Source organism: Riemerella columbina DSM 16469, from assembly GCF_000374405.1.
GTDB lineage: Bacteria > Bacteroidota > Bacteroidia > Flavobacteriales > Weeksellaceae > Riemerella > Riemerella columbina.
Map to the genome: position 1 here is coordinate 1 of NZ_KB894235.1, position 25158 is coordinate 25158.

A 25158-nucleotide genomic window follows, 5' to 3' on the forward strand; every position below is an offset into this window, starting at 1 on the left:
ACCATTTTAATGCAGGGTCGCCGTCTGCTACTGGTACAGAATGTATCGTCAATAGAAAAGACTTTGCAGACAAAAATTCTATGAGTTATAAAATGGCAACGGAAATCTGCGAAACAGCGTCTAAAATTTTAGGCATTAGAAACCGAGGTGTCAAGTGTGAAAGCTCCACACGACACGGAAGAATAGGCATCTTAAACTTAGGTGCAGGATGTTCGGTACTTTGGGAAATATGTTTTATATCATCGGTACTAGATATGCAACAATGGGACACGAAAAAAGAAATCCTAATGAAAGCGGTCGCAGAAATCGCTAAAAAATATGATGATATGAGATAATTATTTCTTACTTTTGTTTTTAAATAACTTTCAGTTCTTTGAAGCCCTACGCATTATGTAGGAGATTTGTAGAAGTTTTGGGGGTTATTTTTCATCTTATTGCCCTTGCTTCGCCGTACACTCCGCTATTGTTCTGCAAGTAAAAATGATAAACCGATAGATTCAAGATGTTTCTACCGGTTTTTTTTAATGTAAATAATTACTTTTTTCTTATCCCTAACCACTCTCCAGTTTCAGTATCGTAAAAATGAGAATAAGCATCTGAAGTTGTAAATAATTCGTGCAAATCAACTTCTAAAGCATCGGCAATCTCTTTTAACACCTTAACACTTGGGTTTCCTATCATCCGAGCATTCAGAGCCTGATAGGATATACCTAATTTCTTAGACAAATCCTGTAAAGAGACACCCTTACTTGTAGAAAGTTCTTTTATTCTCAATTCCATAGTGCAAATATACAATAAGTGAACATTATGTCAAATTATATTTTTATTAAAAAATCTAAATAGAAAAATATAATTTAAAAAATATTTGCATATATCAAATTATAGTTTTATATTTGCAATGTAAAATTAAAAGAAAGTACAACACCTCTTTGCAGAGAGGTACAAAAATTAAAGATTATGACAAGTCAAATTATTACATCTGTTTACGATTCAGCAAACGATAGTTTGTACATGAACCCTGAGAACTGTGAAACTTTAACTAAAGCAGTTGAACATTTTGAAGAATACGCTAAAGGTCTTTGCGAAGATGCTTTAGAAGAAAACAAAGAGTTGAATTTTGATAAGTGCTTAAGACAATGTTATAAAGCGCTCACTAATCATTTAGATAGCGATGATGAATTTAAGAATGAAATTACTTCTATTTCTAAATTAGAAGAATTCGTAGGTAGTGATATTTTAGGTAATTACGACTTCAATAGAGATTTGAAATGCGATAATGAAGTCGCTGTTTCTGTTAAGTTAAATGAGAACAACGAACTTAACTTTATCTTCGACATAGTTGAAGATAAAGACTTTGACAGCACTCTCGAACTGAAAGAGGTTGATTTGATTTAACAAAAAAGCCCTGCTGATTGCAGTCGGCAGGGCGAATACTTAACAGACACAAAAATTAAAGAAAGTACAACGCCTGCTAAGCAGGTACAAAAATAAGAAAAAAAATGACAACGGTTTTAGCACAAAAAATAATAAATCATTTCGCAGATAACGCTACAAAAACATTTAATGTTGAAAACTATATCGAAGACTTCAAAGAATTCGATATTGAGAGAGCAAAGAGAGAGTTTGATTTATCCGAAAATGCACAAGTCATCGAAGTAATCGACTATTGTGCAGGTGAACAAGACGATGACAATCAGATCGCTCAGAATCTTATAGACAACATAGACGAAGAAAAAGACTTCTTTGTCTTTAAAAATGAGTGCGAGAATGACTCATTTGGTAACGAACAATACTATTTAGTTTTTGTTCAGTAGAAACAACAAAATACAGATAAATTGTTAATTAAATAAAACAAAGTACAACGCCTTTGGGAAGTAAACAAAGAGATAATATATATAATCTAAACAATTATGATAAAAACAAGAATAGACCTACCTCAAAATACGAGAGTAGATGAAGTGTCAATGCGACAATTATTTGCAAATTATTTGTTTGCAAAGAAAAATAACGGAGAATGTATCATCCGTATAAACGATTTGAAACCCTACAAAGACGGTAGGGTATTCAAAAACATTGAGCAAAAATTAAACCTATTAGGTTTATCACAAGATGAGATAAAGTCTAAGTATTTTAAACAAAGTGAACATAATACCCTCTATAAAAAATACATAGATGAATTGATTGAGAAAGGTTCTGCGTATTACGCATTTGATACGCCAGAAGAGTTAGATAATATTAGAGAAGAGTATAATGCGCAGAATAAAACTTTTATCTACAACTCTAAAAATAGAGAGAAGTTTAGAAATAGTTTTACTTTAACGAAAAACGAAGTGGACAAACTTTTAGAAGCCAATACGCCCTATGTTATTAGGTTCAAAGTCCCTAAAAAAGAAATCTACGAGCTCAAATGTGGTTTCGATGGTGACAGAAGTGTAAAAAATTTTTATGATCCCTTTCATGATATAATAATATCAGAGGGTAATATACCAAGATTTTGGTTTACTGACTTGGTGAATAATCATCATCAAGAAATCACAGATGTGATTGAGGGTAGTGTAATGATTCCTATCATATTGCATTACAATTTGATTTGTGATATACTCAAGTTAAATAAACCAAAGTTTTACTTTCTTTAATTTTCAATGAGAAGGCTGTCGAAAACAGCCTTTTTAAATCCCTTTTAAAAATGGTTTACGCATACATAAGAGTTAGTACTAATATACAGGAGATTTCTAATCAGAAGTATGGAATTATTGAAAAATCAAAACATCTCGGACTTGAAATAGAAGAGTGGATTGAGGATGATGGGGTCTCTGGAACCGTTGACCCTGACAAACGAATGCTAGGTGTATTGATGCAAAAAATAAATAAAGGGGATGTTATAATCTGCTCAGAAATCTCGCGTTTAGGTCGTAAAATATTTATGATTATGAAGGTTTTAGAGTTTCTAATGAGTAAAGGAGTTAAATTATATACTGTAAAAGATAACTTCGAGTTAGGGGACAATATACAATCCAAAGTATTAGCATTTGCCTTCGGATTAGTTAGCGAGTTAGAAAGAGAAATGATAGGCAAAAGAACCAAAGAAGCTGTTGCAATTAAGAAAAAACAAGGTGTAATGCTTGGAAATATTGCAGGTTATAAGAAAAAGTTTATGTTAGAGGGCAAAGAAGAGCAAATACAAGAAATGTTAGATAGCAAGATGGAGTTATCTAAAATTGCAATTGAACTAGGGTGTTGCAGGGATACTGTCGCAAGATTTATTAAAAAGAAAAATCTTAGATATAAGTTTAAAAAGTCTAATGTAAAGCAGACTTGTAAGCATAAGCGAAAATCCGAAATAAATAAATACTTGTCAGCAAGGAAGCAGAAAATTTTGGAATTAATAGAAAGAGGTAATGGTCTTACAGAAATTGCAAGACAAATTAGTAGTGAGAGGAAAAATATTCAACCTCATAATGTAAAAGCATACCTTCAAAAAAACAACCTTTTTGATTACTATGTGATTACAACAAATCGCATAAGAATTGAAAGTAATAAAGATTCTAAGAATTACAATAGAGAGTTGTTGGAGAATATTATTAAAAATCGAGAAAATAATCAATAATTTTATATCTCAGCAAAAAAATAGAAGTATGGATAATAAACGCGTATTTAAAGTCGACAACGGCGACAAACTACTTTGCGAACTTTGCAAGGTAGAAAGTTTAGAAAGGGGTATGGAAGTTATTATACAAACACAGGATTCATTTTTATATCGAGAATTTGTTTCTGTGGAAAATGACAACATAATCCTAAAAACTATGGAAAATAAACCTGGTAAGGTTAGCAATAAAACCCAGTTATATCGAGTAATCGAAAAAATATAACCTCTGAAAAGTCAGAGGTTTTTTGAGTATTAAAAATTGGGCAATTGTATTTTTTTAGCGTCTTCAAATCGTTTCAGTTTAACTATTCTAGCATATCTTTCTGTCATTTTTTGAGTTGAGTGACCAAAAATTGCCTGCACTGTTTCTAAAGGCATGCCCGCCAAAATCTTATCATCGGCACCTCTGTGTTTTAATGAATACATATTTTTGTCAATTCCCAAACCATCTTTTATTGTCTTTTTCCATAATTTGTTGGCTGTATCTTCCTTTACCTTGTATTTATTAGGTTCAAAATAATTCTTTTTTTTACCATGTCTTCCTCCATTTGGTACGCATGTTCCAAAAAGATAATTATCTGGGTTGGATAAATCAAAACTTAAAAACAAATCTTTAAGCTGAGGGCTTATAGGCACCATTCTATCAGCATCAGTCTTAGTTATCTCGGATGGAAGATGTATCATGCTATTTTGTAAATCAAGCATTGATACTTTCAAGTGAATTAATTCATCTGGTCTAATACCGCAATAGTAAATTGAGGAACAAAACACATAAAAGCCATAGCAAACATCTTTTAAAGCCATAGATATAAGTTTCATTTCTTTATCAGTTGGCGGTATGTTGGCTTCTTTTTTAGGAACTTTTAAATTTTTAATATTCGCAAAAGGATTGATTTTGATGTAGTCAGCATCAAGAACTTCATAAAAAATAGCATTAAGAACACCTTTATGTTTGTTGTAGTTTTTGTTGGTCCAATTTCTTTTCTCTTTTAAATGATAAAGCATTTCTTTGGCGTGATACCTTTCTAAATACTCTACATTCATTTTGTCTAATTTAAATTCCTTAGCGGCTTGAATAAAGTATTTAACAGTCGTCTTATAATTATCTGCGCTGTTTTTAGATAAAGTTTTAGATTTTTCTTTAAATCCAAATTCTACAGCCTCAATAACATTAAGTCTAACTCTTCGACGCTTAGGCATCTTAGGAATCCAGCCACTATTTAATCTTTCTTCGATAACTTCAGCCATAGCTAAAGCCTCTTCCATCCTATCATCATAGTTTTGGATTTTGTTAAGACCTTTTTTAATTCTTATAGGATTACCGCCATTAAATCGAAACCACACGTACCAATCCTTTCCAGAATCGAGCGGATAAGCAGTAACTTTAGGTTGAGTCCAATAGTTTTTCATTTCTTCCAGATTTGAATTCTGGATATTAAGGGTAGCGGAAATGAAATCTGTGCACTTTTGTGCTTTTTTTAGTTCTCCGTAAGTTAAAACCGCTGTTTTAGAGCGGTTTAACCTACTTTCGCGGAGAGAGAGGGATTCGAACCCCCGGACCTGTGACAGTCAACGGTTTTCAAGACCGCCGCATTCGACCACTCTGCCATCTCTCCAAAACAAAATAAACTTTTGTTTTTAAGTGGTGCAAATATAGAACTTATTTTTATTGTAGCAAAATATTTTTTATTGTTTTTTAAACACATCAATATAACTCCCTAAATTTCAACCCTTAAAACTTCATCTAAGTTAATTAGAAATTCTAGTTTTTAAAGCCAATCTATCTACTTTTCCATTCGGTGTTCTTGGAATTTCTGATATAAACATAATGGTTTTAGGCTGAAGTAACTTCTTTTCGTAAGGCAAATGCTCAAAAATAGTTTTAAGTTTTAAACTTTCTTTTCCCTCTACCACTGCTATCAATCGTTCTCCTAAAAGTCTGTCTGGAAGGCTTGTAAACACCACTTCTTGGCTTATATATTGTTTAGCCATAGCCTCTAATTGTTCAGGGAAAATTTTAGCACCTCCAGAATTGATGATATGATCTACTCTACCCAAAAATCTAAATTGATTAGTTCCATTAAGTTCCACCATATCATTGGTTACCAACCGATTTTCGTTTAAATACGGGGCATCTATTTGAAGACAGCCTCTGTTATCAGTAGAAATTTTCACTTCATTTAATACCTCAAAAAATAATTTCCTTTCAGGAATGATAGATTTTAAAGCAATATGAGAAAGCGTTTCGCTCATCCCATAGGTTTCATAGATTGTGGTATCTTTTAAATTTAACTTCTGTAACTTTCTTACTAAAGATTCCGAAACGGCCGCTCCGCCAATAATCAACTTTTTGATATAATGAATCTTATCTAATGATTGCTCTACCTGCAAAGGCGTCATGGCACAGAAATCAATGGCTTGCTTTAGATTTTCCAATGGTCGTGTAGAGGGCGTAGCAACACGCAATTTCAGCCCTTTCTCTAAAGCCCTAACCACCATCATTTTACCCGAAATATACTCTACTGGTAAGCACAGAAAGGCTGTATCTCCTGAATTAAGATTTAAAAAATCACAAGTCATCTTCGCAGAATGACGCATTCTTTCTTTTTCTATATCGAAAATTTTGGGTGTTCCAGTAGAACCCGAAGTTTTCACTTTAACCGTAGAAGCCCCAGAAAACCAATCTTTAAGGAAGTCAATCACTTCAATTTCAAAAGAAGTCTTAGGAGTTAGTGTATCAACATCAATTGCTTGAGAACAATCTATTATCATAAAAGCTGATTTACATTCTATTAACTACACCGATGCCTAATAAAGACAATCCTTTTTTAATCGTCTTACCCGTAAGATACGATAACTTTAAACGGAAATGTTTGATGTGATCATCCGCTTGGTTTAAAATTGGATTATTTTGGTAGAATGAATTATAAGCCTTTACTAAATCATAAATATAATTAGCTAATTGTGCGGGGCTTAGAGTTTCCGCCGCTTTCGATACCGTAGGTTTAAAATTCGCCAACTGCATAATCAATTCTTTTTCATAGGCATTAGTCTCTACATTTGAAATTTCAGTAGATGAATTAAAATTAGCCTTTTCTAAAAGCGACTGAATTCTCGCATAAGTGTATTGGATGAAAGGTCCTGTGTTGCCATTAAAATCAATACTTTCGGCGGGATTAAACAATATTTTCTTTTTGGGATCTACCTTTAGGATAAAATATTTTAACGCGCCTAGCCCTACTATTTCATAAGATTGTTCTTTTTCTTCCTCGCTTAGAGATTCCATTTTACCTAATTCTTGGGCTTTTTCTTTGGCAGTGAGGTACATTTCCTGCATTAAGTCATCTGCATCCACCACAGTACCCTCGCGAGATTTCATTTTACCGTGTGGCAACTCCACCATTCCATAAGACAGGTGATACAAATGATCTGCCCACGGATAGCCTAATTTTTTCAAAACTTTGAATAAAACTTGAAAGTGGTAATCTTGCTCATTGCCCACGGTATAAATGAGTTGCTGAATATTATTATTTTTAAAGCGCTCCACGGCGGTACCCAAGTCTTGGGTCATATACACAGAGGTACCATCAGCACGGAGCAAAAGTTTTTGGTCTAAGCCTTCCTCGGTAAGATCACACCAAACGGAGCCGTCTTCTTTTTTGTAAAATACGCCCTTGTCCAACCCTTCTTGGATGACATCTTTACCCAAAATATAGGTATTGCTCTCGTACTGGATTTGGTCAAAATCCACACCTAATCTTTGGTAAGTTTCGTAAAACCCTTTGTATACCCATTGATTCATGGTCTCCCAAAGTTGACGAACTTTAGGGTCTTCCTGCTCCCAATCTAAAAGCATTTTCTGAGCTTCCACAAAAATAGGGGCTTGCTTTTTGGCTTCTTCTTCCGTTGCTCCTTGCTCGGTGAGTTCTTTGATTTGCTTTTTATATTCTTGGTCGAATTTTACATAATAGTTTCCTACTAATTTATCTCCCTTTGTATTAGATGAATCAGGTGTTTCTCCATTACCAAATTGCTCCCAAGCCAACATGGATTTACAAATATGAATCCCTCTATCATTGACGATTTGGGTTTTTATCACCTGATAACCATCTTCCTTTAAAATCTGTGCTACGGCATAACCCAACAAAATATTTCTAATGTGCCCTAAATGCAATGGTTTATTGGTATTCGGCGAAGAGTATTCCACCATAATGGTTTCTTTTTTAAGGCTTAGCGTATCAAAATTTTGCTCCACACCTTGTAGCATTTTCACAAAATATTCTGACTTGATGCTTAAATTCAAAAATCCTTTGACGACATTAAAATAGGATACGGCATCATTCTCGGCTTGTAGTTGCGTGCCTATTTCTTGTCCTAAGGCATCAGGGCTTTTTTTGAGTTGCTTGACCAAAGGGAAAGTAACCACGGTAAAATCCCCTTCAAATGGTGTTTTGTTTTCTTGTACTTCCAATTTAACCTCTGGCAATTGGTAATTTTTCTCGATGAGTTCTGAAATATGTTGCTGCAACTGTGCCTTAATGTCCATAGTCTAAATTTTTAAAATGCAAATATACGGAAAATAAAAAACCACCCCGAAGGGTGGCTTTTAGATATATAAAAATTAAATTATTTTAACCAGAATGGTGTAAACTGATTTTTTACAAATGCATCTTCTGATGTCATTTTAGGAGCATTAACTGCATTAGAAGTGTATTCTGTAGCAGGATAAACTAACCTATATGGCTTATTAGCTCTTTGAGCATTTACAGCCAATGGCGTAGCAGGATATCCTGTTTTCAAATAGTTTAAATAAGTTTCTAATCCATTATAGTTAGTTAAAGCAATCCATCTTTGGTATTGAATAGCTTCCGTTTTATCAGCTGTTGCTGTCCAGCCCACACCTGGTTTACTGTCTACCGCATTGATATAATCTGCGGCATCTCCTGCAATACCATGGAAAGCGAAAGACGCTACAATACCATTTTCAAAGTGAGCTTTTGCATTTGAAAAATAACTAGGATATTCAAGTGCTGCATCGGCTTGTAAAAATTCACTCTCAGCTTGGAGCATTAAATAGCCGTCCATAGCAGAACCTTCGCTTGCTGATAAATAAAACTTACCACCTATAAAAGAGAAGTTTCCTTCCTCTTTTGTAGCATCTTTTAAAGAGCCTTGTACTACCCCTTCTATTCTACCGCCTACTGGTCTAAATAGATATTTACCTCTTGGGTCTACTACACCTGTAGCATCTCCATTAAGCGCTTTGGCAATATGGTCTGAAGCTTTATATAATCTCCAACCATAAGTATTTATTGTATTATCTGATTTTCTTCTACCGAAAGCGTTATATAATGGATTCTGGTTAGCTGCAGTAGAAGCATTATAGCCTGGGTTAATGGTTACATCAAAATCAACAAATGAAGCATTTGCCATAGTTTGTAACTGTTGATTAACAAAGTTTTTAGCATCGGCATCTGTGGTTTTAGACTGTCTTACCAAATATCTCAATTTAACCGTATTCGCAAACTTCTTCCAATTTTGCATATTACCTCCCATAATCACATCTTCATCTCCTCCTACTGCATTAGCATCAGAAGGGGTAGAGTTATCTATAAGTGCTATGGCATCATTAAGTTCTAAAACAAGTGCTTTATAAACATCTTGTGCCTTATCATACTTAGGAGCAATATTCCCTTGCTCTTTAAACGCTTCTGAATAAGGAATATCGTTATACAAGTCTACGATATACTGCATATAATGTGCCTTCAAAATTTTAGCTATAGCTCTATGATATGGTAATGGCTTTGAAGATTCTGAATCAATAATGGCTTGTAATCTAGATACTGTAATATAAGTATTATTCCAAATACTTTGATAAAAACTAGCATCAATATTAAGATTAGTTTCCTTAGTTAGGGGGTTACCAAAATAATAGATATTACCAGCCCAAGAATTCATAAATATGTTACCCAAACCATTCATTGATGAGGCTTGTACAGAATATGTAGTTGTCTCTGCTGCGGCAAGCCTTTGTCTTGCAGAAACTTGATCCAATTCGGGATTGTTAGGACTGATATTATCGTCTAATCTACACGATACTAATGCTAATCCTGCTATTGTTGTTAAAATATACTTTTTCATTGTTTAAAATTTAAGATTTAATGATACACCATAAGTCTTAACTGACGGATATTGGTTTGAAGCAGCAATACCTTGAGAATTTCCTGTAGTATTTGAGGTTTCAGGATCGCTATAGTTTAAATTATCTTTAGCTAACTTAACGAATGGGTTTCTTGCGTGTACACCAATGGTTAATTCTCTAAGTCCGGCATTCTGAACAAGTTTTTTAGGCAACGTATAGCTCATTGATAATTCTCTCACTTTAAATGCAGTAGCATCTACAATAAAGTTTTCACCAATTCGGTTATAGATACTTGAGTAATATGCGCTTACTTCTTCGTAAGAATTACCTCCTGTCTTAATACTTTGATTAGCTACATAGCCACCATTAGCATCTCGATAAGAACTATTCGGCATAACAAACCCTCCTTGGCTTCTATCAAACTGACCAGACTCATAAAGTCCTCCATTAAACGCCATGCTTACAGCTACATCAGCAAAGAAGTAGTGTCCTGTTCTATAATCTAAAACTGCTCCTATCTTAAACCCTTTATACTGGAACGATGTCGTAAATCCAAGTATATGCTTTGGAGATGTAGTACCAAACTCCACTAAATCAGTAGTGTACAATGGATTACCCGTACTACGATCAATAATAATTCTGTTTTGATCATCTCTACGGTATGCATTGGCTTTAATGAGTGGGAAAAGCCAATCTTTTTTAGCATAGATACCTACCATAGAGCCGGCTGTTAAGGCTACTTCATCTGTATCGTCTGTTGCTTTTAAAATGGTAGATTCTGCTTTTGTATATGAGAAGTTTAAATCCCATTTAAAATCTTTGCTTTTAATAGGGCTTAAGCCTAAATCTACTTCAAAACCTCTGGTTCTCATCGCTCCAATGTTGATAAGACTTCGTGTAAGCCCTGAAGTTCTCGAAGTTGATTGATAAGTAATCAAATCATCAGTATCTTGCTGATAAACAGAGCCATTTAAAGTTATTCTATCTCTAAAGAAACCTAAATTAAGAGATAATTCTTTACTTGTAACGAACTCTGGTCTAATATTAGAATCTGTTGGACCTGTAAGATTAGCAAAGCTTAAACCTCCACGAGAGTATGGAAATCCTGATGAAACTACTGCATAAGGATTTACATCATACCAATCTATAGAGCTTGAGTTCCCTACTCTTGTCCAGTTCCCAGATAGTTTCATATAAGTAAGTACATGACCTCCAAAATCTTTAAATGCCTTTGTAGGAACGAATGATACACCAAAAGATGGATAAAAATATGAGTTATTATTCTTAGGTAATACTGAAGACCATTCATTTCTTGCTGTGGCATTAAAAAACAAGTAATCTTTATAGGCTAAATCCACATTTGCGAAGAAAGCATAAGTATTCATATGATAACGCCCATTACTTAAACTACTTGGTAGCGATGGTTTTTTAACATTATAAATAGTATAAAGCCCTGGTATATCCAAGATATTTCCTCCAGCAGAGGTTATATCATAGGATTTATCTTGATAGTTATGCCCTACATTCGCTTTTAAATTGAAATTCTCACCAAGATCATAATCAAAATTAACGATTAAATCACCATAATAATTAGAGGTAAAACTATTACTCTGATACAACCAAGATGCTTGAGATTTAACATTTGGTGATAAATAATTATCCCATGCATCACCATAATTAAGCTCTCTACGTGAAGTATTTTGTAAGTTAGCGGTATATTTAACGGAAATGTTTTTATTAATTTCATATCCAATACCAGCCGTTGCGTTGAAATAATTCGTTAAAGTATTATACCTTCTATGTTTAATTACCCAATAAGGATTTTTGTAATAAATATTCCACCCAAAGGCTACATCTGGATAATCTTTATATCTTGTAATTGGAGCATCTGGAGAGGTTTGTAATAAATCTTCGTAAAGATTGGAATCTGTTCTAGAAACTTTTCTTCTAATATAATTAAAACTTCCTTCTACAGTCCAGCTCCCTATTTTAGCACCTCCTTTGAACAATACTGATGTACGGTCTTGTTTATCATCTTGAACTACAAAATCTCTTCTTAAGTGACCTAATGATAATAAAGCATATTTACCATCAGAACCAGCATTTAACGTAATATCGTTAGAATAAATAGAGCCTACTGTAAAGAAATCTTTAACATTATCTTTACCAAATGGAGCATATTTACTATAAATAGATGCTGGAGTATCACCATCTTCTGTATAATCTGAAGCATTGAATGTAATCTGTCCATCACCATCATAATCATATAACGGTAATCCATAAGGTACGACTTTATCTTTCCAATTAACATCATTAAATGCCGGCCCCCATGCTCCGTTCTCTACATTAATTTTATGATTATCCCATCCTTGACCATAGTTCATCTGCCTTTTAGGTACATAAGCTACAGTTTGGAAATCTACGCTTCCATTATAGGATATATTAATCCTACCATTTTTAGTTCCATTTTTAGTGGTTACAATGATAACACCATTTACCCCTTGAGCGCCATAAAGCGCAGCCCCTTGAGCGCCTTTGATCACATTAACAGACTGTATAACCTCTGGTGGCAACTGCTGGAAAACAGAAGCACTTGATATTACATTATCAATAACGATCAATGCTTGGTTATTACCTGTAATAGATCTACGTCCTCTAAGTACAATACTATTAGATTCTACAACCCCACTATTAGTTTGGTTGATCTGTAATCCTGAAACCTTACCAGCCAAAGCCTGAACAGCATTCGGATTACCAGCCTGATTAAGTTGCTCTGCATTGACAACTTGCTGAGTAGATGTTACAGCATCTGCTTTTTTCTTTATCCCTAAAGCACCTGTAATCACCACCCCTTCGATTTCTGTAGTTTTAACAGTGTCTTTCTTCGTTTTTTGTGCATCTACAGTCACAAATGCGGAAGATAAAACCACTGCTAAAACGCTCGTTGTTAATTTCTTCATATCAAAATAAATTTTTCATTGGGACAAGTATATAACATTTCCTTAACATATGCAAATTTTTTGTTAAAAAATATTAAATTTGCATTATGGACATTGATAATGCTTTATTAAGTTGAAATCTTATGGATTTGATAAGAAATTGGTCAAATAAGTATATAGAAGCAGGGTGCGACGAAGTCGGTAGAGGTTGCCTATGTGGTCCCGTGGTTGCCGCAGCGGTAATTTGGGATTCTCAGAAAGAAGCTCCCTTAATCCAAGATTCTAAAACGCTTAATTTTAAAACTAGAAATCAGCTAGACCACTATATTCGAGAGCAGGCTCTAGACTATGCCATTGCAGAATTACCCCCAAAATTTATCGATGAACATAATATTTTAAATGCTTCCATCCATGCGATGCACTTAGCCTTAGACCAACTTAAGATAAGACCTGAGCTAATTCTGGTAGATGGTAATCGGTTTAAACCTTATCAGTTTATTCCCCACCAATGTATTGTAAAAGGGGACTCCAAAGTGCTTTCTATCGCTGCCGCTTCTATTTTAGCCAAGAACTATCGCGACCGTTTGATGATACAATTACATGAAGAGTTCCCTGAATACGGATGGAATAAAAATTTTGGATACGCCACAAAACAACATCGAGAAGCCTTAGTAAAACATGGTCCTACACCTCATCATAGACAATCTTTTAGATTAGATTATAGTTAAACCCAATTCCATTATTTAGAAATAAAATAAATTAGTAATTTTGCCCAAACTTATAAACTGATGAATACTCCTCAACCAGAAAAAAAATCAAAATTTAAAACTTGGTTCAAGCGTGTTGGCTGGGCTGGATTGGCTTTTTTTACCATTAAAGGATTGGTATGGCTCGTCGTTATCTATTTTGGTGCTGACGCACTAGACAGTTGTACTCAAAAATAAAAAAATCGTCTTAAAAAAAATTCTTAAGACGATTTTAATGATATAAATTAATGGTTATAGTTTTTTATACAAATTCCAACCGTGGTTGTGCTCATCATCTGCATTTGGTAGTGGAAAAGTTTTAGCCTTTTCTAAACTTTCTACTTCTGCTTTGTAAAGGTATACCGTATTTAATGTGATATCTTTTAAAAACATTACAAAATAACGTCCTTCCTTAGTTCCACTAATTCCCTTAGCAATAATTTTCTTGCTTTTATCGTCATAACTTTCAATTTTCATATCATATAATACTGTATAGACTTTTCCTTCCATTTTATATTTAATGATATTTCCCTCAAAAGTATGGATAGAAGTTTGTTCCCCCATACTAGGAATAGTAAATTTCCATACATAAGTTCCTTTAATAGGCGCTTCTGGTAATTTAACTTCTGGCTTAGTTTCTGAGCCGTCTCTATTACAAGACATGGCGATATTGCACACCATAAACAAACTCATAAACACCAATACTGTTGAAATAATCTTTTTCATCGCTTTAAATTTTATTTGCTAAACGTCTTACTTCCGTTAGTTTGATATGCATATGTAAAATGATAGTATCCTGATGGTGTTGTCATTGTTGGATTTTCTGGCGCATCTTTATAATAGCTAGTAATTTTCATTTTCGCATACTTTCCATCTGCTGTTTTTATAACTATGGTTCTATTTTTAATAGGTATAATGACATGAGAGGAGATATCATAGTTATACCATCCATTACCACTACCTTTAGTGATCGCCAGTTTTACTTCCCCATCTACCATATCATCTCTTTTCATCTCGCTATCTGCAGGCGCTTCTTTTACTTCTTCATACGCTTTATTTACGACTAGTGCCGCACCTTTCGCCTCTTTATTTCTTGCCGAACCTCCATTTACAATAATGGTAGTTCCATTAAAACCAATATCCCATTTGGTTGTCTCTTTTTGGTCTGATGCTACCACCTCGTTTTTCTTTAGATTATAAAGCACATACTCTGTTGAACCAGACCCATAACTTGGTACTTTAAGATTAACCGCTGTTTTCACTTCTACTGAAGCTTCTGGATTGTCTTCAATCACTTCGTCTCTGTCTTTTGAGCAAGAAAACAACATGGTTGTGGTTACTAATGCTCCGAATAAGATTTTTTTCATTTTTTTAATTTTAAAAGTTGATAATTAATTTATTATAAGTCTATTTTAAAACTTACCCACCATAATCTTCCGTAAAATTCTGGATTATAATAAGTATCTTTATGGTCTAGCACATTATCTACACCTGCCTGCACCGTAAATCTATCTTTAAAAGTTTGTCCCACGGAAGTATGTAACAAGAAGTACCCTGGTGCGGTTTCTTTTTTATTATTGATAACACCATTACCATCTAAATCTGCAAAGCCATAGCGTCCTCTAAAGATTCCACGCACATTTCCAAAGGTCCCTTTTTCATTTTGATAGAATAATTTAGCGTTAAAGGTATGTCTGCTTCGACCAATAATGTTAAAGTAATGGCGTTTTTCTATTTTAATGGTCTGCCCAGCGTCATTTTCTCCAGAGCTAATGGTACCATCTTTTATTTTGTTGAGTTTATCTACATCTTTAGCTTCCAAATATTGATAGCCTCCGTAGAAATTCAAATATTTTACTATGGGAAAACTTAGTTCAGTTTCTATCCCTTGAGTGTAAACACGGCTAAGGTTTTTGTATGAAAATATATTTTGTCCATTATTTTTTCTAGCAACTGCTACAGTATTAATTAAATTCTCAATATCGTTTCTAAATAGATTAAACTGGAATTTAATCTTTTTGTAAGGTTTAATATCACCACCGAAATTATACGCCCAAGAACTTTCTGGCTTTAATTCTGCCACTTCATCTGGCGACACAAATATCTGAGTAATAATCCCTTGTTTTTGGAATTTCGCCATCATAGATTTTACCTCTTGGGTTCCCAATACTGAATATCCTACAAGACTATTGGTAAAATTAAGATACAACTGTCGAAAATCTGGCGCTTTAAAACCTCTTCCTACCGATGCTCTTAGTGTGAGCGCATCTGAAATATGATAGTCGGTAGAAATTTTGGGATTAAATTGTGAGCCAAACACACTATTGGAATCAAAACGGAAGCCCGCCAACACCTTCCAATGTACCATAGGTTTTAGCGTAGCTTGTGCTAATGCGTAATATTGTCTAGCACGCTTGGTATCATCATAACGGGAAGCTGCTAGGTCTTGGAAAATAACCCCTGCTCCCAAAGTGGTTTGGATTTTATCCGTCCAATTCACTTCGGTAAAGTTTTCTACCTTTTGATAATGCTCTTTATAATAAGTATCATCAAATGCTTGCTTATTGGCTTCAAACTGAAGTTTACTTTTATTTTCAAACCCAGTATGATAGAATCTTAATACTGACTTTATATCTTTAGAGGGCTGCCACGTGAGTTCCGGCGCAATATTATAATCTATAGTTTTAGAAGTTCCAATAATTTTATCTCCTTGGTATTTGGATTTACTATCTATGGTTTCATTGTATAGCCTAGCATACACTTGTAATTTCCAATTAGGATGGATATCATATTTTAATTTGGTAGAATAAGTATAGGTTTGAAATGGACTTACCACCTTAGTATATTCATCATCTTTAAAACCATAGCCTTCAGAAGAATATCGATTGGCTGATAATTCAGCAGAAAAATTGTCTTTAACCCAACTTAAATTCCCACTAAAATCCAATGTGGTATTGGTTTCTCCTCTTAAACTCACATTTCCGCTACTTCGCTTAGATTGTTTGGTAATGATATTGATCACTCCTGCTAAAGCATCTGAACCATACAAACATGAACTTGGTCCTTTAGTAATTTCTATACGCTCAATATCATTCACTGTAATCCTCGACAAATCTAAAGTCCCTGCTGTTCTACCTAAAAGCGGTACGCCATTAACCATAATTAATGAATACTCCGGTCCCATACCTTGAATTTGAACCCCAGTGCCATGGTTATGCGTAATGACCAAACCTGTTTGCTCTAGAAGAACATCGCTAAGACGCCTATTGCCTGACTGCTGAATTTGCTTTTGACTGATAATTTTAATCGGAATAGGCACATCCGAAGCTTTCTGCTCAAAGGTATTCCCAGAAATTACTACCTGTTCTATTTCACGAATAGAATCTTTCTTAGATTGTCCCCAAGCGCTGATTGATAATAAAAATGCCGCCGCTATTGTAAAACGATAGTTGTTCATATTCAAAATTATTGGTTACCCAGTAAAATCTAAAACCTTCCACTTTGCAAATCTAAAATATAATTTTAAACTATTCTAAATAATATTAATGATATTTATCATTATAATTTTTAATTATTTTAATTAAATTTGCAGCAAACATTTAATATACTGGTTATGAAAAAACTAACACTCGGTGCAATAGCACTACTTAGCAGTTGCCTAATGAAGGCTCAAAAACAAGAAGATATTGAAGCTATAAAAGGGATGACGGGTTGCTACAAAGTTTATTTTAATTTTGCCGAAACCTTTTCCCCAAACAAAGACTATCAGAAAAAAGACAACTACGCTTCTAGAGGAACAGAATGGATCACTGTAGCAGAAGAAGCGCCAGGGAAGTTGGCTCTACAACACATCCTTGTAGTAAATCCTAGAGGTGAAGGTAAAGATGCCATAGTAAAACATTGGCGACAAGATTGGCTTTACGAAAATACCGACTTGTATGTGTTTGATAAAGACAACCATTGGAAATATAAATCATTAAAGCCCGAAGAGGTAAAAGGACAATGGACACAAGTGGTTTATCAAGTAGATGATGCTCCACGATATGCCGCTTCTGGAACTTGGGTACATAATGATGGAAAACACTATTGGGAAACCTACGCCGATGCTCCACTACCGAGAAGGGAATATACCACTAGAAAAGACTACAATGTCATGAACCGTATGAATCGCCAAGAATTAAAAGATTGGGGATGGTTACACTTCCAAGATAATACCAAAATCCTAAGACAAGATGGCAAGGAAGATGTGGTCATCGCTGAAGAAATTGGTAAAGAAAAATACAAACGCGTAGACGATGCTAAATGTCTTCCTGCAAAAAAATTCTGGGACGAGTATGGTCCACTATGGGCAAGTGTACGCCAAGCATGGCAAACTAGGCTTGACCAGAAAAAAGATTTATACACAAAACCTAATACAAAAGATACTTATCTCTATATGCCTTTGATGCAATTAGGTCCTAAAGACACTAAAAAAGCACAAGAACTCGTGAATGAATATATTGAAAAATAAACAGCCCCATGGCTGTATTGAAAGAGGGTGTCCAAAAAGTCAAGGCACCCTCTTCTTTATTTAATATTCAAACAAAACACTTCCCCAAGTAAAGCCACTACCAAACGCCGAAAGACATACCAAATCACCGCGTTTAATTCTATCTTCATCTATCGCTTCGCAAAGGGCAATAGGGATAGATGCCGCCGTAGTATTACCATATTTTTGAATATTGATAAATACCTTCTCATCTGGTAATTTTAATAATTTTTGAACATATTGGGCAATTCTGATATTGGCTTGGTGTGGAATCAGCATATCTAAGTCTTCCACCTTTTTACCTGCTTTTTCTAATGCTTCTAAAATAGTTTCAGGGAAACGGGTTACCGCATGCTTAAAAACAAAATTTCCATTCATATAAGGGTATAATTCTTGTCTTGGAATAGCCTCAGGCTCATTTAGTAAGCGGTCGCTCCAGCCGTATTTGCTCCCTGGGAATTTTACTGCTAATTCCTCTGCATATTGACCTTCGGCATGCATATTAACCGCTAAAACATCGCCAGAGTTTTCATCATCAGAAGCCGAAAGCACCATAGCACCTGCACCATCCCCAAAAATTACGGAGACGCCACGCCCTTCATCCGACATATCCAACCCAAATGAATGTACCTCAGCACCTACTACTAAAATATTTTTGTAAACCCCCGCTTTTATAAACGCATCTGCCACACTCATGGCATACACAAAACCAGAACACTGATTTCTAACATCTAATGCCCCAATAGTTTTACACCCCAACATTTCCTGAAGCAATACTCCACAACCTGGAAAAAAGTAATCAGGGGACAATGTAGCAAACACAATATAATCTAAATCTTGCGCCGTTATTCCTGCCGATTTCAATGCTTTTTCTGCTGCTTTACACCCCAAATAGGCGGTGGTTTCTTCGGCATCTACCCGATTTTTTCTATGATGTCGTTCTTTTATTCCTGTTCTTTCGGTAATCCACTCATCACTGGTAGTCATAAGTTTAGACAGGTCGTCGTTGGTTACGATATGGTCTGGTACATGGTAGCCCATACCTTTAATTACACTTTTATACATAATTTTAGTTTTTAAAATCTCTCCGTTTTTTAGATCAAAGATATTAAATAATATGTAATCTAAAAATTTTAAAAACCAATACCATTGACAAAAAGGTATACTAAAAAAAAGCTATTGCCTCAGAAATTTTATATCCATTAAGTTTTATCGATGTCATTATCATTTTCTTTATAATATTTAATCCATTCTGCTTCTTTACGCTTAATGTATTCTTTAGGCAAAGGATTCGCCAAAATCATATAGCCTCCATCGGGCTGAGTGACAATATTTTGCTTTAATTTTTTGGCAGGGTCTTTTTTATACGTTTCATAAGCCCTATGGTATTTTTTCTTACTTACGCTAACTGCTCTTTTGAATGCTGCTGGCAAATAATCATCATCATTAAGTTGATTTTGTTCTAGACCTATGAGTTTAAATACATAAGAATTTGTGCTGTCTTTTGCTGATAATATCAAACCTGGCAATTGACCTAAAACATAAGGTCCGAAAGAAAGAGGAATCTCATCCGTATAAAATACTTCCCAATTTCTCCCATTTACTTTTGCCGTAGCTTTTCGCGCATTATAATTGCCTATTTTTTCAACATCCTCATGGATATCCCATGTGGTATTTTTAGTTTCCGAGTATCGGTAGATATCCCCGTCAAAAATTCTATAAACATCATATTTATCCCCATGGTCTATAACACCAATATTAAACTTAGGATAGCGCATTTCTTTGGTATTATATTCCACAGCACCTACTACTTTTGATAATTTTGCCAACTTAGAATTTAAAGAATCTAATGATTTATAAATCGCATTATAAAATTTAGAGGTATTATGTTGTGTATCTATTTCAAGAATATAAATATCCACATCTGGTGGCGTATCTGGATTTAAATTGGTTTTACTCTCCAATTGATAATAGACACAAACCTTATTTTGACCAAACACTATAATATTTACCATTAAGGTAAAAAGCAATATTACTTTTTTCATAGAAATATTTTTTTAAATAAATAAAAGCCTCTAAATAAAAGAGGCTTAATACTAAATTCGTTATGTGGTAACGAAGAAACCTTTGGCTGTAAATCCGCCATCAGTACTACCACATACTGTGTCAGTTGTAGGATTACAATATCCCGACACTGGCAGTGAATCATGTTCCTTAGCGAACAAATTAGAAGATGATGCCAACGTAGCACTTGTTACACCAAGTACCACAAAAAATGCTTTAACTAAATTTTTTATAATTTGATAAATTTATTTGATTAATACTGTACAATAATAATACTCTTTTTGGTAATAACAAAATTATTTTAAAAAAATTATCTTTGTGCCTCAATTCATCAACCCATGAACTATATTACTGCTGAAAATCTATCGAAATCTTACGGTATTAAAACGCTTTTTGAAAATATCAGTTTCCATATCAACGAAGGCGATAAAATTGCACTCGTGGCAAAAAATGGAAGCGGGAAATCCACTTTACTTAAGATATTAACAGGTAAAGAAATTCCCGATTCGGGCGAAGTGTTCATCAATAAAGACATTCAAGTAGTCCTCTTCGACCAAGAAATCAGTTTTAATCCTGAAGATTCTATTGAAACCTTTATGATGAAATTGGATTCAGCTCCCATCAATGCGGTAAGAAATTACCATCTATCCTTAAACTCTACCGATACCGATTTTATCGAAAAGGCACTAGCCGATATGGAAGTTCATAAGGCTTGGGATTTGGAAAACGAGATGAAACAAATTCTATCTCAACTAAAAATCACCGATGTTTCTGCGAAAATGGGAACGCTCTCTGGTGGACAAGTTAAGCGGGTAGTATTAGCCAAACTCCTTACCGAAACCCGTGCCGAGCATAAACACACCCTGCTCATTATGGACGAACCTACCAACCACCTAGATGTGGATATGGTAGAATGGCTAGAAAATTATCTTTCCAAAGCGAGAGTCACCTTATTATTAGTAACGCACGACCGCTATTTCCTAGATAGTGTATGTGATACCATTTGGGAAATGGAAAACCAGCAACTCTACCTCCACCAAGGTAGCTACGCCACCTATCTAGAAAATAAAATGATGCGCGAGGATAATCTACAAGCCAATATCGATAAGGCAAACAACCTCTACCGAAAAGAATTAGAATGGATGCGCCGACAGCCCAAAGCCCGTACCACAAAATCGAAAAGCCGAATAGAAGCCTTCTACGACACCGAAAAAGTAGCAAAAACCGATACACGAACCGCGTCCCTATCTTTGGATTTTAAAATGGAGCGTTTGGGCAAGAAAATTTTAGAACTTAAACATATTTCTAAATCCTATGGCGATAAAGTGATTTTAGATGATATTTCCTACCAATTTCAACGCGGCGAAAAAGTCGGCATCATTGGAAAAAATGGTGCGGGGAAATCTACTTTGCTCAATATTATTCAAGGATTAGAACCTTACGATAGCGGGGAAATAGAAACAGGCGAAACCATAAAATTTGGGTATTTTTCTCAAAAAGGATTAACCTATAATGAAGACGAACGCGTGATTGATTTCATTAAAAATATTTCTGAAAACTTTCCTTTAGCCAATGGTAAAACGATTTCGGCATCGCAGTTTTTACGATTATTTTTATTTGACGACCAAGCGCAATATTCGCCTATTTCAAAACTATCTGGTGGCGAAAAACGCCGTCTTCATTTAATGTATGTACTCTATCAAAATCCGAATTTTCTTATTTTCGATGAGCCGACCAACGATTTGGACTTACCGACCCTTACCGTACTAGAAAATTTCCTTCAAAATTTCCAAGGCACTTTGGCTATTGTCTCTCACGACCGCTACTTTATGGACCGTATTGTAGAACATGTCCTTGCCTTTGAAGGCGATGGAAAAATAAAAGATTTCACAGGAAACTTTACCGAATACCGTGCCTATGCAGCATCTCAAAATAAAGCAAAACCCGAAGTTAAAACCCCTTCAACACCAGAAACCGCTACTCCACCCATTGCACCTAAGAAAAAACTATCTTACAAAGAACAACGCGAGTTAGAACAAATTGAAAACACCTTACCAAAACTAGAGTCCGAGCGAGATACCTTAACCCAAAAGCTCAATGGTGAAACCGATTACGAAGTCATTGCCGAATTGTCTAAAGCCTTAGAAGAAATTACCGCGCAGTTGGAAGAAAAAGAGATGCGTTGGTTAGAGCTGCAAGATATAATTAATTAAAAAACTTATTTTCAAAACCTTAAAAAACATTTGGTAGATTGGATTTTTTCATTAACTTTGCAATTCAAAGTTCTTTTATGGAAAATAAAAATTATCAGGACGACCTTAGCCACATCCGAAATATGATGGAACGCAGCACGCGATTTATTTCGTTGAGTGGACTTTCTGGAATTTTCGCAGGGCTATTTGCCTTACTAGGTTCAGCGTATGTATATATCGTGTTCCAATCTCAAGGCGTTAATTATTTTGATACCAAGCAAAGTATTGATTTAGGAGCGGTATTACCAGATTTATTGATAACCGCCATTGTCGTGATGATTGCCGCTATCACCTTCGGTATTTTCTTTACCGTAAGGAAAGGCAAACGACAACAATTACCCATTTGGACGCCCTCTACCAAAAGATTATTAATCAATTTATTTATTCCTTTAATAGTGGGTGGCTTATTTTGCCTAGGATTAATTCATCATCATTATTACGCTTTGCTCGCCCCTACCACTTTAGTCTTTTATGGACTTTCGCTTTCTAGCGCTTCCCAATACACCTATTCCGATATTCAGTATTTGGGCTTTGCAGAAATAGCATTAGGTTTGGTGTCCTTGATATTTTTAGGTTGGGGATTAGTCTTTTGGGCGATTGGATTTGGCATCTTGCATATCCTCTATGGCATTGTGATGTATAAGAAATACCAATAATCAGGGAGTTAGGAATTATGATTAACATCAATCACTTAAATAAAGAATTTGAAAATCGTGTACGATTGGGCATTATGTCGGTACTGGTGGTAAACGATTGGATAGACTTTACCGAAATGAAACATCTCTTAAAAGTAACCGACGGGAACCTAGCCAGCCATAGCAATGCCCTAGAAAAAGCAGGCTATATCGAAATTAAGAAAGAATTTGTAGGGAAGAAACCCAAAACTTCGTACCGTGTTACCCAAGATGGACGCACGGCTTTTAACCAGCACATCAACTTATTAGAACAACTACTTAACAAAGGCACTTAATTTTTTTACTCATTTGCTTTGAAATTCAAAGAACTTTATAAACAAAATTTAATATTATGAAAAAGTCTCATTTAATTTTCCTCAGTACGCTCATCTTCGTAGCACTTTTCTATGGCACGGATAGTATCGGGCTCAATTTTAGCATTTTAACTTTATTCCTCAGCATTTGGACTTGGGTTAAAACCAAACCCCGAAATAAAACCCGAACTTTTAAATGGTTGATGGCAATGAGTGTTGCCTCGTCGGTTGCCTATGCTTGGTATGGCGATTTTGTATCGTTTCTTGCGGTGGTCAGCTCATTATCATTGTTAAGAATTAAAATGGAAAACCGCCACCTTAAGGCGCTACTGACCATCCCTACCGTGGTGATTAATGCATTTACCTTTGTATGCCAGTTTTTCAATTTTGAAGCTTGGATAGGACGCTCCAAAACGCTTTCCATTCAAAAAAGCAAACTCATCATGTGGCTATTCCCTTTATTTTTTGGATTGCTATTCTTTATCATTTACAGTTGGGGCAGTCACCATTTTGCAGAAATTTGGCAATACGAATGGGCGTTTGATTGGGATATTAAGTTTGACCAACTGCTCATCCTCTTGGCGCTAGGCTTCTATCTTATGTTTTGTTTTTGGCAATGCACGGTGCAGCGATTTATTTTAAAAAGAAACCTCAAACTCAGTGATGATTTTACTCCTCAATTTGCCCAGCAAACTCCGAAACCAACTTATAGTATTCTAGATATTAATTCGGAACGGCAAAGTGGTGTCCTCACTTTTATTACGCTCAATATCCTATTAGTGGTATTTATCATCACTTTCAATTATGAGCAATTTTTTGAAATCAAAACCAAAGCCTATGAACTATCTAGCGACCTTCATTCTAGGGTGAATATCATTATCCTATCCATTATAATGGCAATTTTAGTGATTTTATTTTACTTCAAATCCTTTTTCAATTTCGACCCTAAAGCCAAAACTCTAAAATTGAGTGCTAAAATTTGGATTTTGCTCAATGCGGTTTTAGTGGCTTCGGCAATGATTAAAAACACCGAGTACATCTATCATTTTGGACTGACTTATTTGCGACTAGGAGTTTATGCATTTCTCATTCTCAGCTTGATTGGACTAGCCTATACCTTCCGAAAAATTACGCATAGAAAAACCAATATGTACCTTTTCAACCAAGTCTTTTGGTATTTTTACGGCACTATTTTGGTGTGTAGTTTTATCAATTGGGGCGGCATTATTGAGGCCTATAACCGACACCACAACAAAGGTTTAGATTATATTGACCGTATTAATTACTGCGAAAAACAAATTATAAACCACCCCGATTATTATTCTAAATACTTTATAGAAGATGCTCAGGAAACCATCGAGTACAAACAAACCTCAGACTTTCGTTCAAAAACATTGTATTACGACACTTATCATTTCACCACACAACCATAACTTTTAGATTTGGGCGTGCCCCTCGCCAATGCAGGGGCAACCGCTCGGGTCGGGCTTTCGGCTCTATCTTTTTATCGTTCCTCCATCCCTCAAAAAAGGATACCGCCTCTATCCCTCACGCAATTATGACTTTATGAAAGAGTTACTAACTGTAAAGTTTCATAACATTATTGATGGCATTCTATCCTCATAGGATTTACTTTGAAGGCTAGCCTTCAAAGTAAATCCTATGAGGAACTGATAAAAAAGTTGGTTATTTTTGTTTCACGCAAATAAAAATAATTATGCAAATTTATCATTCAAACGCCACTACGAATATAAACATTCGTCAGCAAATTCAAAAATCTAAGGCTAGTAATTTTGAGTTAGCCCAGCAATTTAACACATCGCAACAACCCGTTTCTAAGTGGAAAAATAGAA

At 34.9% G+C, this 25158-nt stretch carries 24 protein-coding genes and 1 tRNA gene; 13 read left to right on the forward strand and 12 right to left on the reverse strand.

The features are described 5' to 3' along the window. On the forward strand, positions 1 to 335 hold a 335-nt coding region (locus tag C237_RS13005), incomplete at its 5' end, for an N-acetylmuramoyl-L-alanine amidase (protein ID WP_018675649.1). Between the two features lie 199 nt (positions 336 to 534). Here the strand turns inward: C237_RS13005 and C237_RS0106275 are convergent. Continuing rightward, positions 535 to 780: a helix-turn-helix domain-containing protein gene (locus tag C237_RS0106275; RefSeq protein ID WP_018675650.1), complete on the reverse strand. Its 246-nt coding sequence runs from the start codon at positions 778 to 780 to the stop codon at positions 535 to 537. Between the two features lie 177 nt (positions 781 to 957). Between C237_RS0106275 and C237_RS0106280 the strand changes: the two genes are divergently transcribed. The 5 genes from C237_RS0106280 (at position 958) to C237_RS0106300 (ending at position 3869) form a co-directional block, all read left to right on the forward strand. Next, positions 958 to 1395, forward strand: coding sequence for a hypothetical protein (locus C237_RS0106280; protein ID WP_018675651.1), 438 nt, complete (start codon positions 958 to 960; stop codon positions 1393 to 1395). Positions 1396 to 1499: 104 nt separating this feature from the next. Next, positions 1500 to 1814, forward strand: a complete 315-nt coding sequence (locus tag C237_RS0106285) for a hypothetical protein (RefSeq protein WP_018675652.1) — start codon at positions 1500 to 1502, stop codon at positions 1812 to 1814. A 96-nt stretch (positions 1815 to 1910) separates the two neighbouring features. After that, the gene (locus tag C237_RS0106290) at positions 1911 to 2636 is read left to right on the forward strand and encodes a glutamate--tRNA ligase family protein (RefSeq protein WP_018675653.1); all 726 of its coding nucleotides are present in this window, start codon (positions 1911 to 1913) and stop codon (positions 2634 to 2636) included. A gap of 50 nt (positions 2637 to 2686) precedes the next feature. Next, a complete protein-coding gene (locus C237_RS14255; protein ID WP_018675654.1) occupies positions 2687 to 3607 on the forward strand; it encodes a recombinase family protein in 921 nt (306 codons plus the stop codon). Positions 3608 to 3635: 28 nt separating this feature from the next. Beyond that, the gene (locus C237_RS0106300) at positions 3636 to 3869 is read left to right on the forward strand and encodes a hypothetical protein (protein WP_018675655.1); all 234 of its coding nucleotides are present in this window, start codon (positions 3636 to 3638) and stop codon (positions 3867 to 3869) included. A gap of 29 nt (positions 3870 to 3898) precedes the next feature. On the opposite strand, the gene C237_RS0106305 is transcribed toward C237_RS0106300, so the two are convergent. The 6 genes from C237_RS0106305 to C237_RS0106330 all read right to left on the reverse strand — a co-directional run bounded on the left by C237_RS0106305 (position 3899) and on the right by C237_RS0106330 (position 12748). Then, complete coding sequence (locus C237_RS0106305) at positions 3899 to 5056, reverse strand: tyrosine-type recombinase/integrase (RefSeq protein WP_018675656.1); 1158 nt, start codon at positions 5054 to 5056, stop codon at positions 3899 to 3901. 121 nt (positions 5057 to 5177) lie between these two features. Further along, positions 5178 to 5262, reverse strand: a tRNA-Ser gene (locus C237_RS0106310). Positions 5263 to 5395: 133 nt separating this feature from the next. Further along, positions 5396 to 6418 (reverse strand): AMP-binding protein, encoded by a 1023-nt coding sequence (locus C237_RS0106315; protein ID WP_018675657.1) that lies wholly within the window; start codon positions 6416 to 6418, stop codon positions 5396 to 5398. Between the two features lie 10 nt (positions 6419 to 6428). Beyond that, complete coding sequence (argS, locus tag C237_RS0106320) at positions 6429 to 8192, reverse strand: arginine--tRNA ligase (RefSeq protein ID WP_018675658.1); 1764 nt, start codon at positions 8190 to 8192, stop codon at positions 6429 to 6431. Between the two features lie 80 nt (positions 8193 to 8272). Then, positions 8273 to 9787 carry a SusD/RagB family nutrient-binding outer membrane lipoprotein gene (locus C237_RS0106325; RefSeq protein ID WP_018675659.1) on the reverse strand — a complete coding sequence of 505 codons (1515 nt, stop codon included), beginning with the start codon at positions 9785 to 9787 and terminating at the stop codon, positions 8273 to 8275. A gap of 3 nt (positions 9788 to 9790) precedes the next feature. Beyond that, positions 9791 to 12748, reverse strand: coding sequence for a SusC/RagA family TonB-linked outer membrane protein (locus C237_RS0106330; RefSeq protein WP_018675660.1), 2958 nt, complete (start codon positions 12746 to 12748; stop codon positions 9791 to 9793). 122 nt (positions 12749 to 12870) lie between these two features. On the opposite strand from C237_RS0106330, the gene C237_RS0106335 reads away from it, so the two are divergent. Together C237_RS0106335 and C237_RS14715 are read left to right on the forward strand one after the other, a co-directional pair. Further along, positions 12871 to 13455 carry a ribonuclease HII gene (locus tag C237_RS0106335; protein ID WP_018675661.1) on the forward strand — a complete coding sequence of 195 codons (585 nt, stop codon included), beginning with the start codon at positions 12871 to 12873 and terminating at the stop codon, positions 13453 to 13455. A 60-nt stretch (positions 13456 to 13515) separates the two neighbouring features. Continuing rightward, positions 13516 to 13671, forward strand: a complete 156-nt coding sequence (locus C237_RS14715; RefSeq protein WP_018675662.1) for a hypothetical protein — start codon at positions 13516 to 13518, stop codon at positions 13669 to 13671. A 54-nt stretch (positions 13672 to 13725) separates the two neighbouring features. On the opposite strand, the gene C237_RS0106345 is transcribed toward C237_RS14715, so the two are convergent. From C237_RS0106345 to C237_RS0106355, 3 genes are read right to left on the reverse strand one after another with little or no spacing between them, the layout of a single operon-like run. Further along, positions 13726 to 14199 (reverse strand): hypothetical protein, encoded by a 474-nt coding sequence (locus C237_RS0106345; RefSeq protein ID WP_018675663.1) that lies wholly within the window; start codon positions 14197 to 14199, stop codon positions 13726 to 13728. Between the two features lie 11 nt (positions 14200 to 14210). Continuing rightward, positions 14211 to 14840 carry an HmuY family protein gene (locus C237_RS0106350; protein ID WP_018675664.1) on the reverse strand — a complete coding sequence of 210 codons (630 nt, stop codon included), beginning with the start codon at positions 14838 to 14840 and terminating at the stop codon, positions 14211 to 14213. A 32-nt stretch (positions 14841 to 14872) separates the two neighbouring features. Further along, on the reverse strand, positions 14873 to 16930 hold the full coding sequence (locus C237_RS0106355) for a TonB-dependent receptor plug domain-containing protein (RefSeq protein WP_018675665.1): 2058 nt from the start codon (positions 16928 to 16930) through the stop codon (positions 14873 to 14875). 156 nt (positions 16931 to 17086) lie between these two features. Between C237_RS0106355 and C237_RS0106360 the strand changes: the two genes are divergently transcribed. Next, positions 17087 to 17983, forward strand: a complete 897-nt coding sequence (locus tag C237_RS0106360) for a DUF6607 family protein (protein ID WP_018675666.1) — start codon at positions 17087 to 17089, stop codon at positions 17981 to 17983. A 60-nt stretch (positions 17984 to 18043) separates the two neighbouring features. Here C237_RS0106360 and C237_RS0106365 read toward each other — a convergent pair whose 3' ends face one another. Both C237_RS0106365 and C237_RS13925 read right to left on the reverse strand, forming a co-directional pair. Continuing rightward, positions 18044 to 19066, reverse strand: coding sequence for a 3-oxoacyl-ACP synthase III family protein (locus C237_RS0106365; protein ID WP_018675667.1), 1023 nt, complete (start codon positions 19064 to 19066; stop codon positions 18044 to 18046). A gap of 137 nt (positions 19067 to 19203) precedes the next feature. After that, complete coding sequence (locus C237_RS13925) at positions 19204 to 20046, reverse strand: GLPGLI family protein (RefSeq protein WP_018675668.1); 843 nt, start codon at positions 20044 to 20046, stop codon at positions 19204 to 19206. A 357-nt stretch (positions 20047 to 20403) separates the two neighbouring features. On the opposite strand from C237_RS13925, the gene C237_RS0106375 reads away from it, so the two are divergent. From C237_RS0106375 to C237_RS0106390, 4 genes are all read left to right on the forward strand, one after another. Further along, positions 20404 to 22278: an ABC-F family ATP-binding cassette domain-containing protein gene (locus C237_RS0106375; RefSeq protein ID WP_018675670.1), complete on the forward strand. Its 1875-nt coding sequence runs from the start codon at positions 20404 to 20406 to the stop codon at positions 22276 to 22278. A 77-nt stretch (positions 22279 to 22355) separates the two neighbouring features. Continuing rightward, on the forward strand, positions 22356 to 22973 hold the full coding sequence (locus C237_RS0106380; RefSeq protein ID WP_018675671.1) for a hypothetical protein: 618 nt from the start codon (positions 22356 to 22358) through the stop codon (positions 22971 to 22973). Between the two features lie 17 nt (positions 22974 to 22990). Further along, positions 22991 to 23287: a winged helix-turn-helix domain-containing protein gene (locus C237_RS0106385; RefSeq protein WP_026315532.1), complete on the forward strand. Its 297-nt coding sequence runs from the start codon at positions 22991 to 22993 to the stop codon at positions 23285 to 23287. A 56-nt stretch (positions 23288 to 23343) separates the two neighbouring features. Next, complete coding sequence (locus C237_RS0106390) at positions 23344 to 24738, forward strand: DUF4153 domain-containing protein (protein ID WP_018675673.1); 1395 nt, start codon at positions 23344 to 23346, stop codon at positions 24736 to 24738. Positions 24739 to 25158 lie beyond the last annotated feature (420 nt).

Excerpts from the sequence above, each read along its gene's own strand:
- C237_RS0106390 (WP_018675673.1), top strand. The coding sequence starts at position 23,344 with ATGAAAAAGTCTCATTTAATTTTCCTCAGTACGCTCATCTTCGTAGCA.
- C237_RS0106275 (WP_018675650.1), bottom strand. The coding sequence starts at position 780 with ATGGAATTGAGAATAAAAGAACTTTCTACAAGTAAGGGTGTCTCTTTA.
- C237_RS0106315 (WP_018675657.1), bottom strand. The coding sequence starts at position 6,418 with ATGATAATAGATTGTTCTCAAGCAATTGATGTTGATACACTAACTCCT.
- argS (WP_018675658.1), bottom strand. The coding sequence starts at position 8,192 with ATGGACATTAAGGCACAGTTGCAGCAACATATTTCAGAACTCATCGAG.
- C237_RS0106305 (WP_018675656.1), bottom strand. The coding sequence starts at position 5,056 with ATGAAAAACTATTGGACTCAACCTAAAGTTACTGCTTATCCGCTCGAT.
- C237_RS0106385 (WP_026315532.1), top strand. The coding sequence starts at position 22,991 with ATGATTAACATCAATCACTTAAATAAAGAATTTGAAAATCGTGTACGA.
- C237_RS0106380 (WP_018675671.1), top strand. The coding sequence starts at position 22,356 with ATGGAAAATAAAAATTATCAGGACGACCTTAGCCACATCCGAAATATG.
- C237_RS0106280 (WP_018675651.1), top strand. The coding sequence starts at position 958 with ATGACAAGTCAAATTATTACATCTGTTTACGATTCAGCAAACGATAGT.
- C237_RS0106290 (WP_018675653.1), top strand. The coding sequence starts at position 1,911 with ATGATAAAAACAAGAATAGACCTACCTCAAAATACGAGAGTAGATGAA.
- C237_RS13925 (WP_018675668.1), bottom strand. The coding sequence starts at position 20,046 with ATGAAAAAAGTAATATTGCTTTTTACCTTAATGGTAAATATTATAGTG.
- C237_RS0106330 (WP_018675660.1), bottom strand. The coding sequence starts at position 12,748 with ATGAAGAAATTAACAACGAGCGTTTTAGCAGTGGTTTTATCTTCCGCA.
- C237_RS0106285 (WP_018675652.1), top strand. The coding sequence starts at position 1,500 with ATGACAACGGTTTTAGCACAAAAAATAATAAATCATTTCGCAGATAAC.
- C237_RS0106350 (WP_018675664.1), bottom strand. The coding sequence starts at position 14,840 with ATGAAAAAAATCTTATTCGGAGCATTAGTAACCACAACCATGTTGTTT.
- C237_RS0106355 (WP_018675665.1), bottom strand. The coding sequence starts at position 16,930 with ATGAACAACTATCGTTTTACAATAGCGGCGGCATTTTTATTATCAATC.
- C237_RS0106365 (WP_018675667.1), bottom strand. The coding sequence starts at position 19,066 with ATGTATAAAAGTGTAATTAAAGGTATGGGCTACCATGTACCAGACCAT.
- C237_RS14255 (WP_018675654.1), top strand. The coding sequence starts at position 2,687 with ATGGTTTACGCATACATAAGAGTTAGTACTAATATACAGGAGATTTCT.
- C237_RS0106345 (WP_018675663.1), bottom strand. The coding sequence starts at position 14,199 with ATGAAAAAGATTATTTCAACAGTATTGGTGTTTATGAGTTTGTTTATG.
- C237_RS0106360 (WP_018675666.1), top strand. The coding sequence starts at position 17,087 with ATGAAAAAACTAACACTCGGTGCAATAGCACTACTTAGCAGTTGCCTA.
- C237_RS0106300 (WP_018675655.1), top strand. The coding sequence starts at position 3,636 with ATGGATAATAAACGCGTATTTAAAGTCGACAACGGCGACAAACTACTT.
- C237_RS0106335 (WP_018675661.1), top strand. The coding sequence starts at position 12,871 with ATGGATTTGATAAGAAATTGGTCAAATAAGTATATAGAAGCAGGGTGC.
- C237_RS0106325 (WP_018675659.1), bottom strand. The coding sequence starts at position 9,787 with ATGAAAAAGTATATTTTAACAACAATAGCAGGATTAGCATTAGTATCG.
- C237_RS0106375 (WP_018675670.1), top strand. The coding sequence starts at position 20,404 with ATGAACTATATTACTGCTGAAAATCTATCGAAATCTTACGGTATTAAA.
- C237_RS14715 (WP_018675662.1), top strand. The coding sequence starts at position 13,516 with ATGAATACTCCTCAACCAGAAAAAAAATCAAAATTTAAAACTTGGTTC.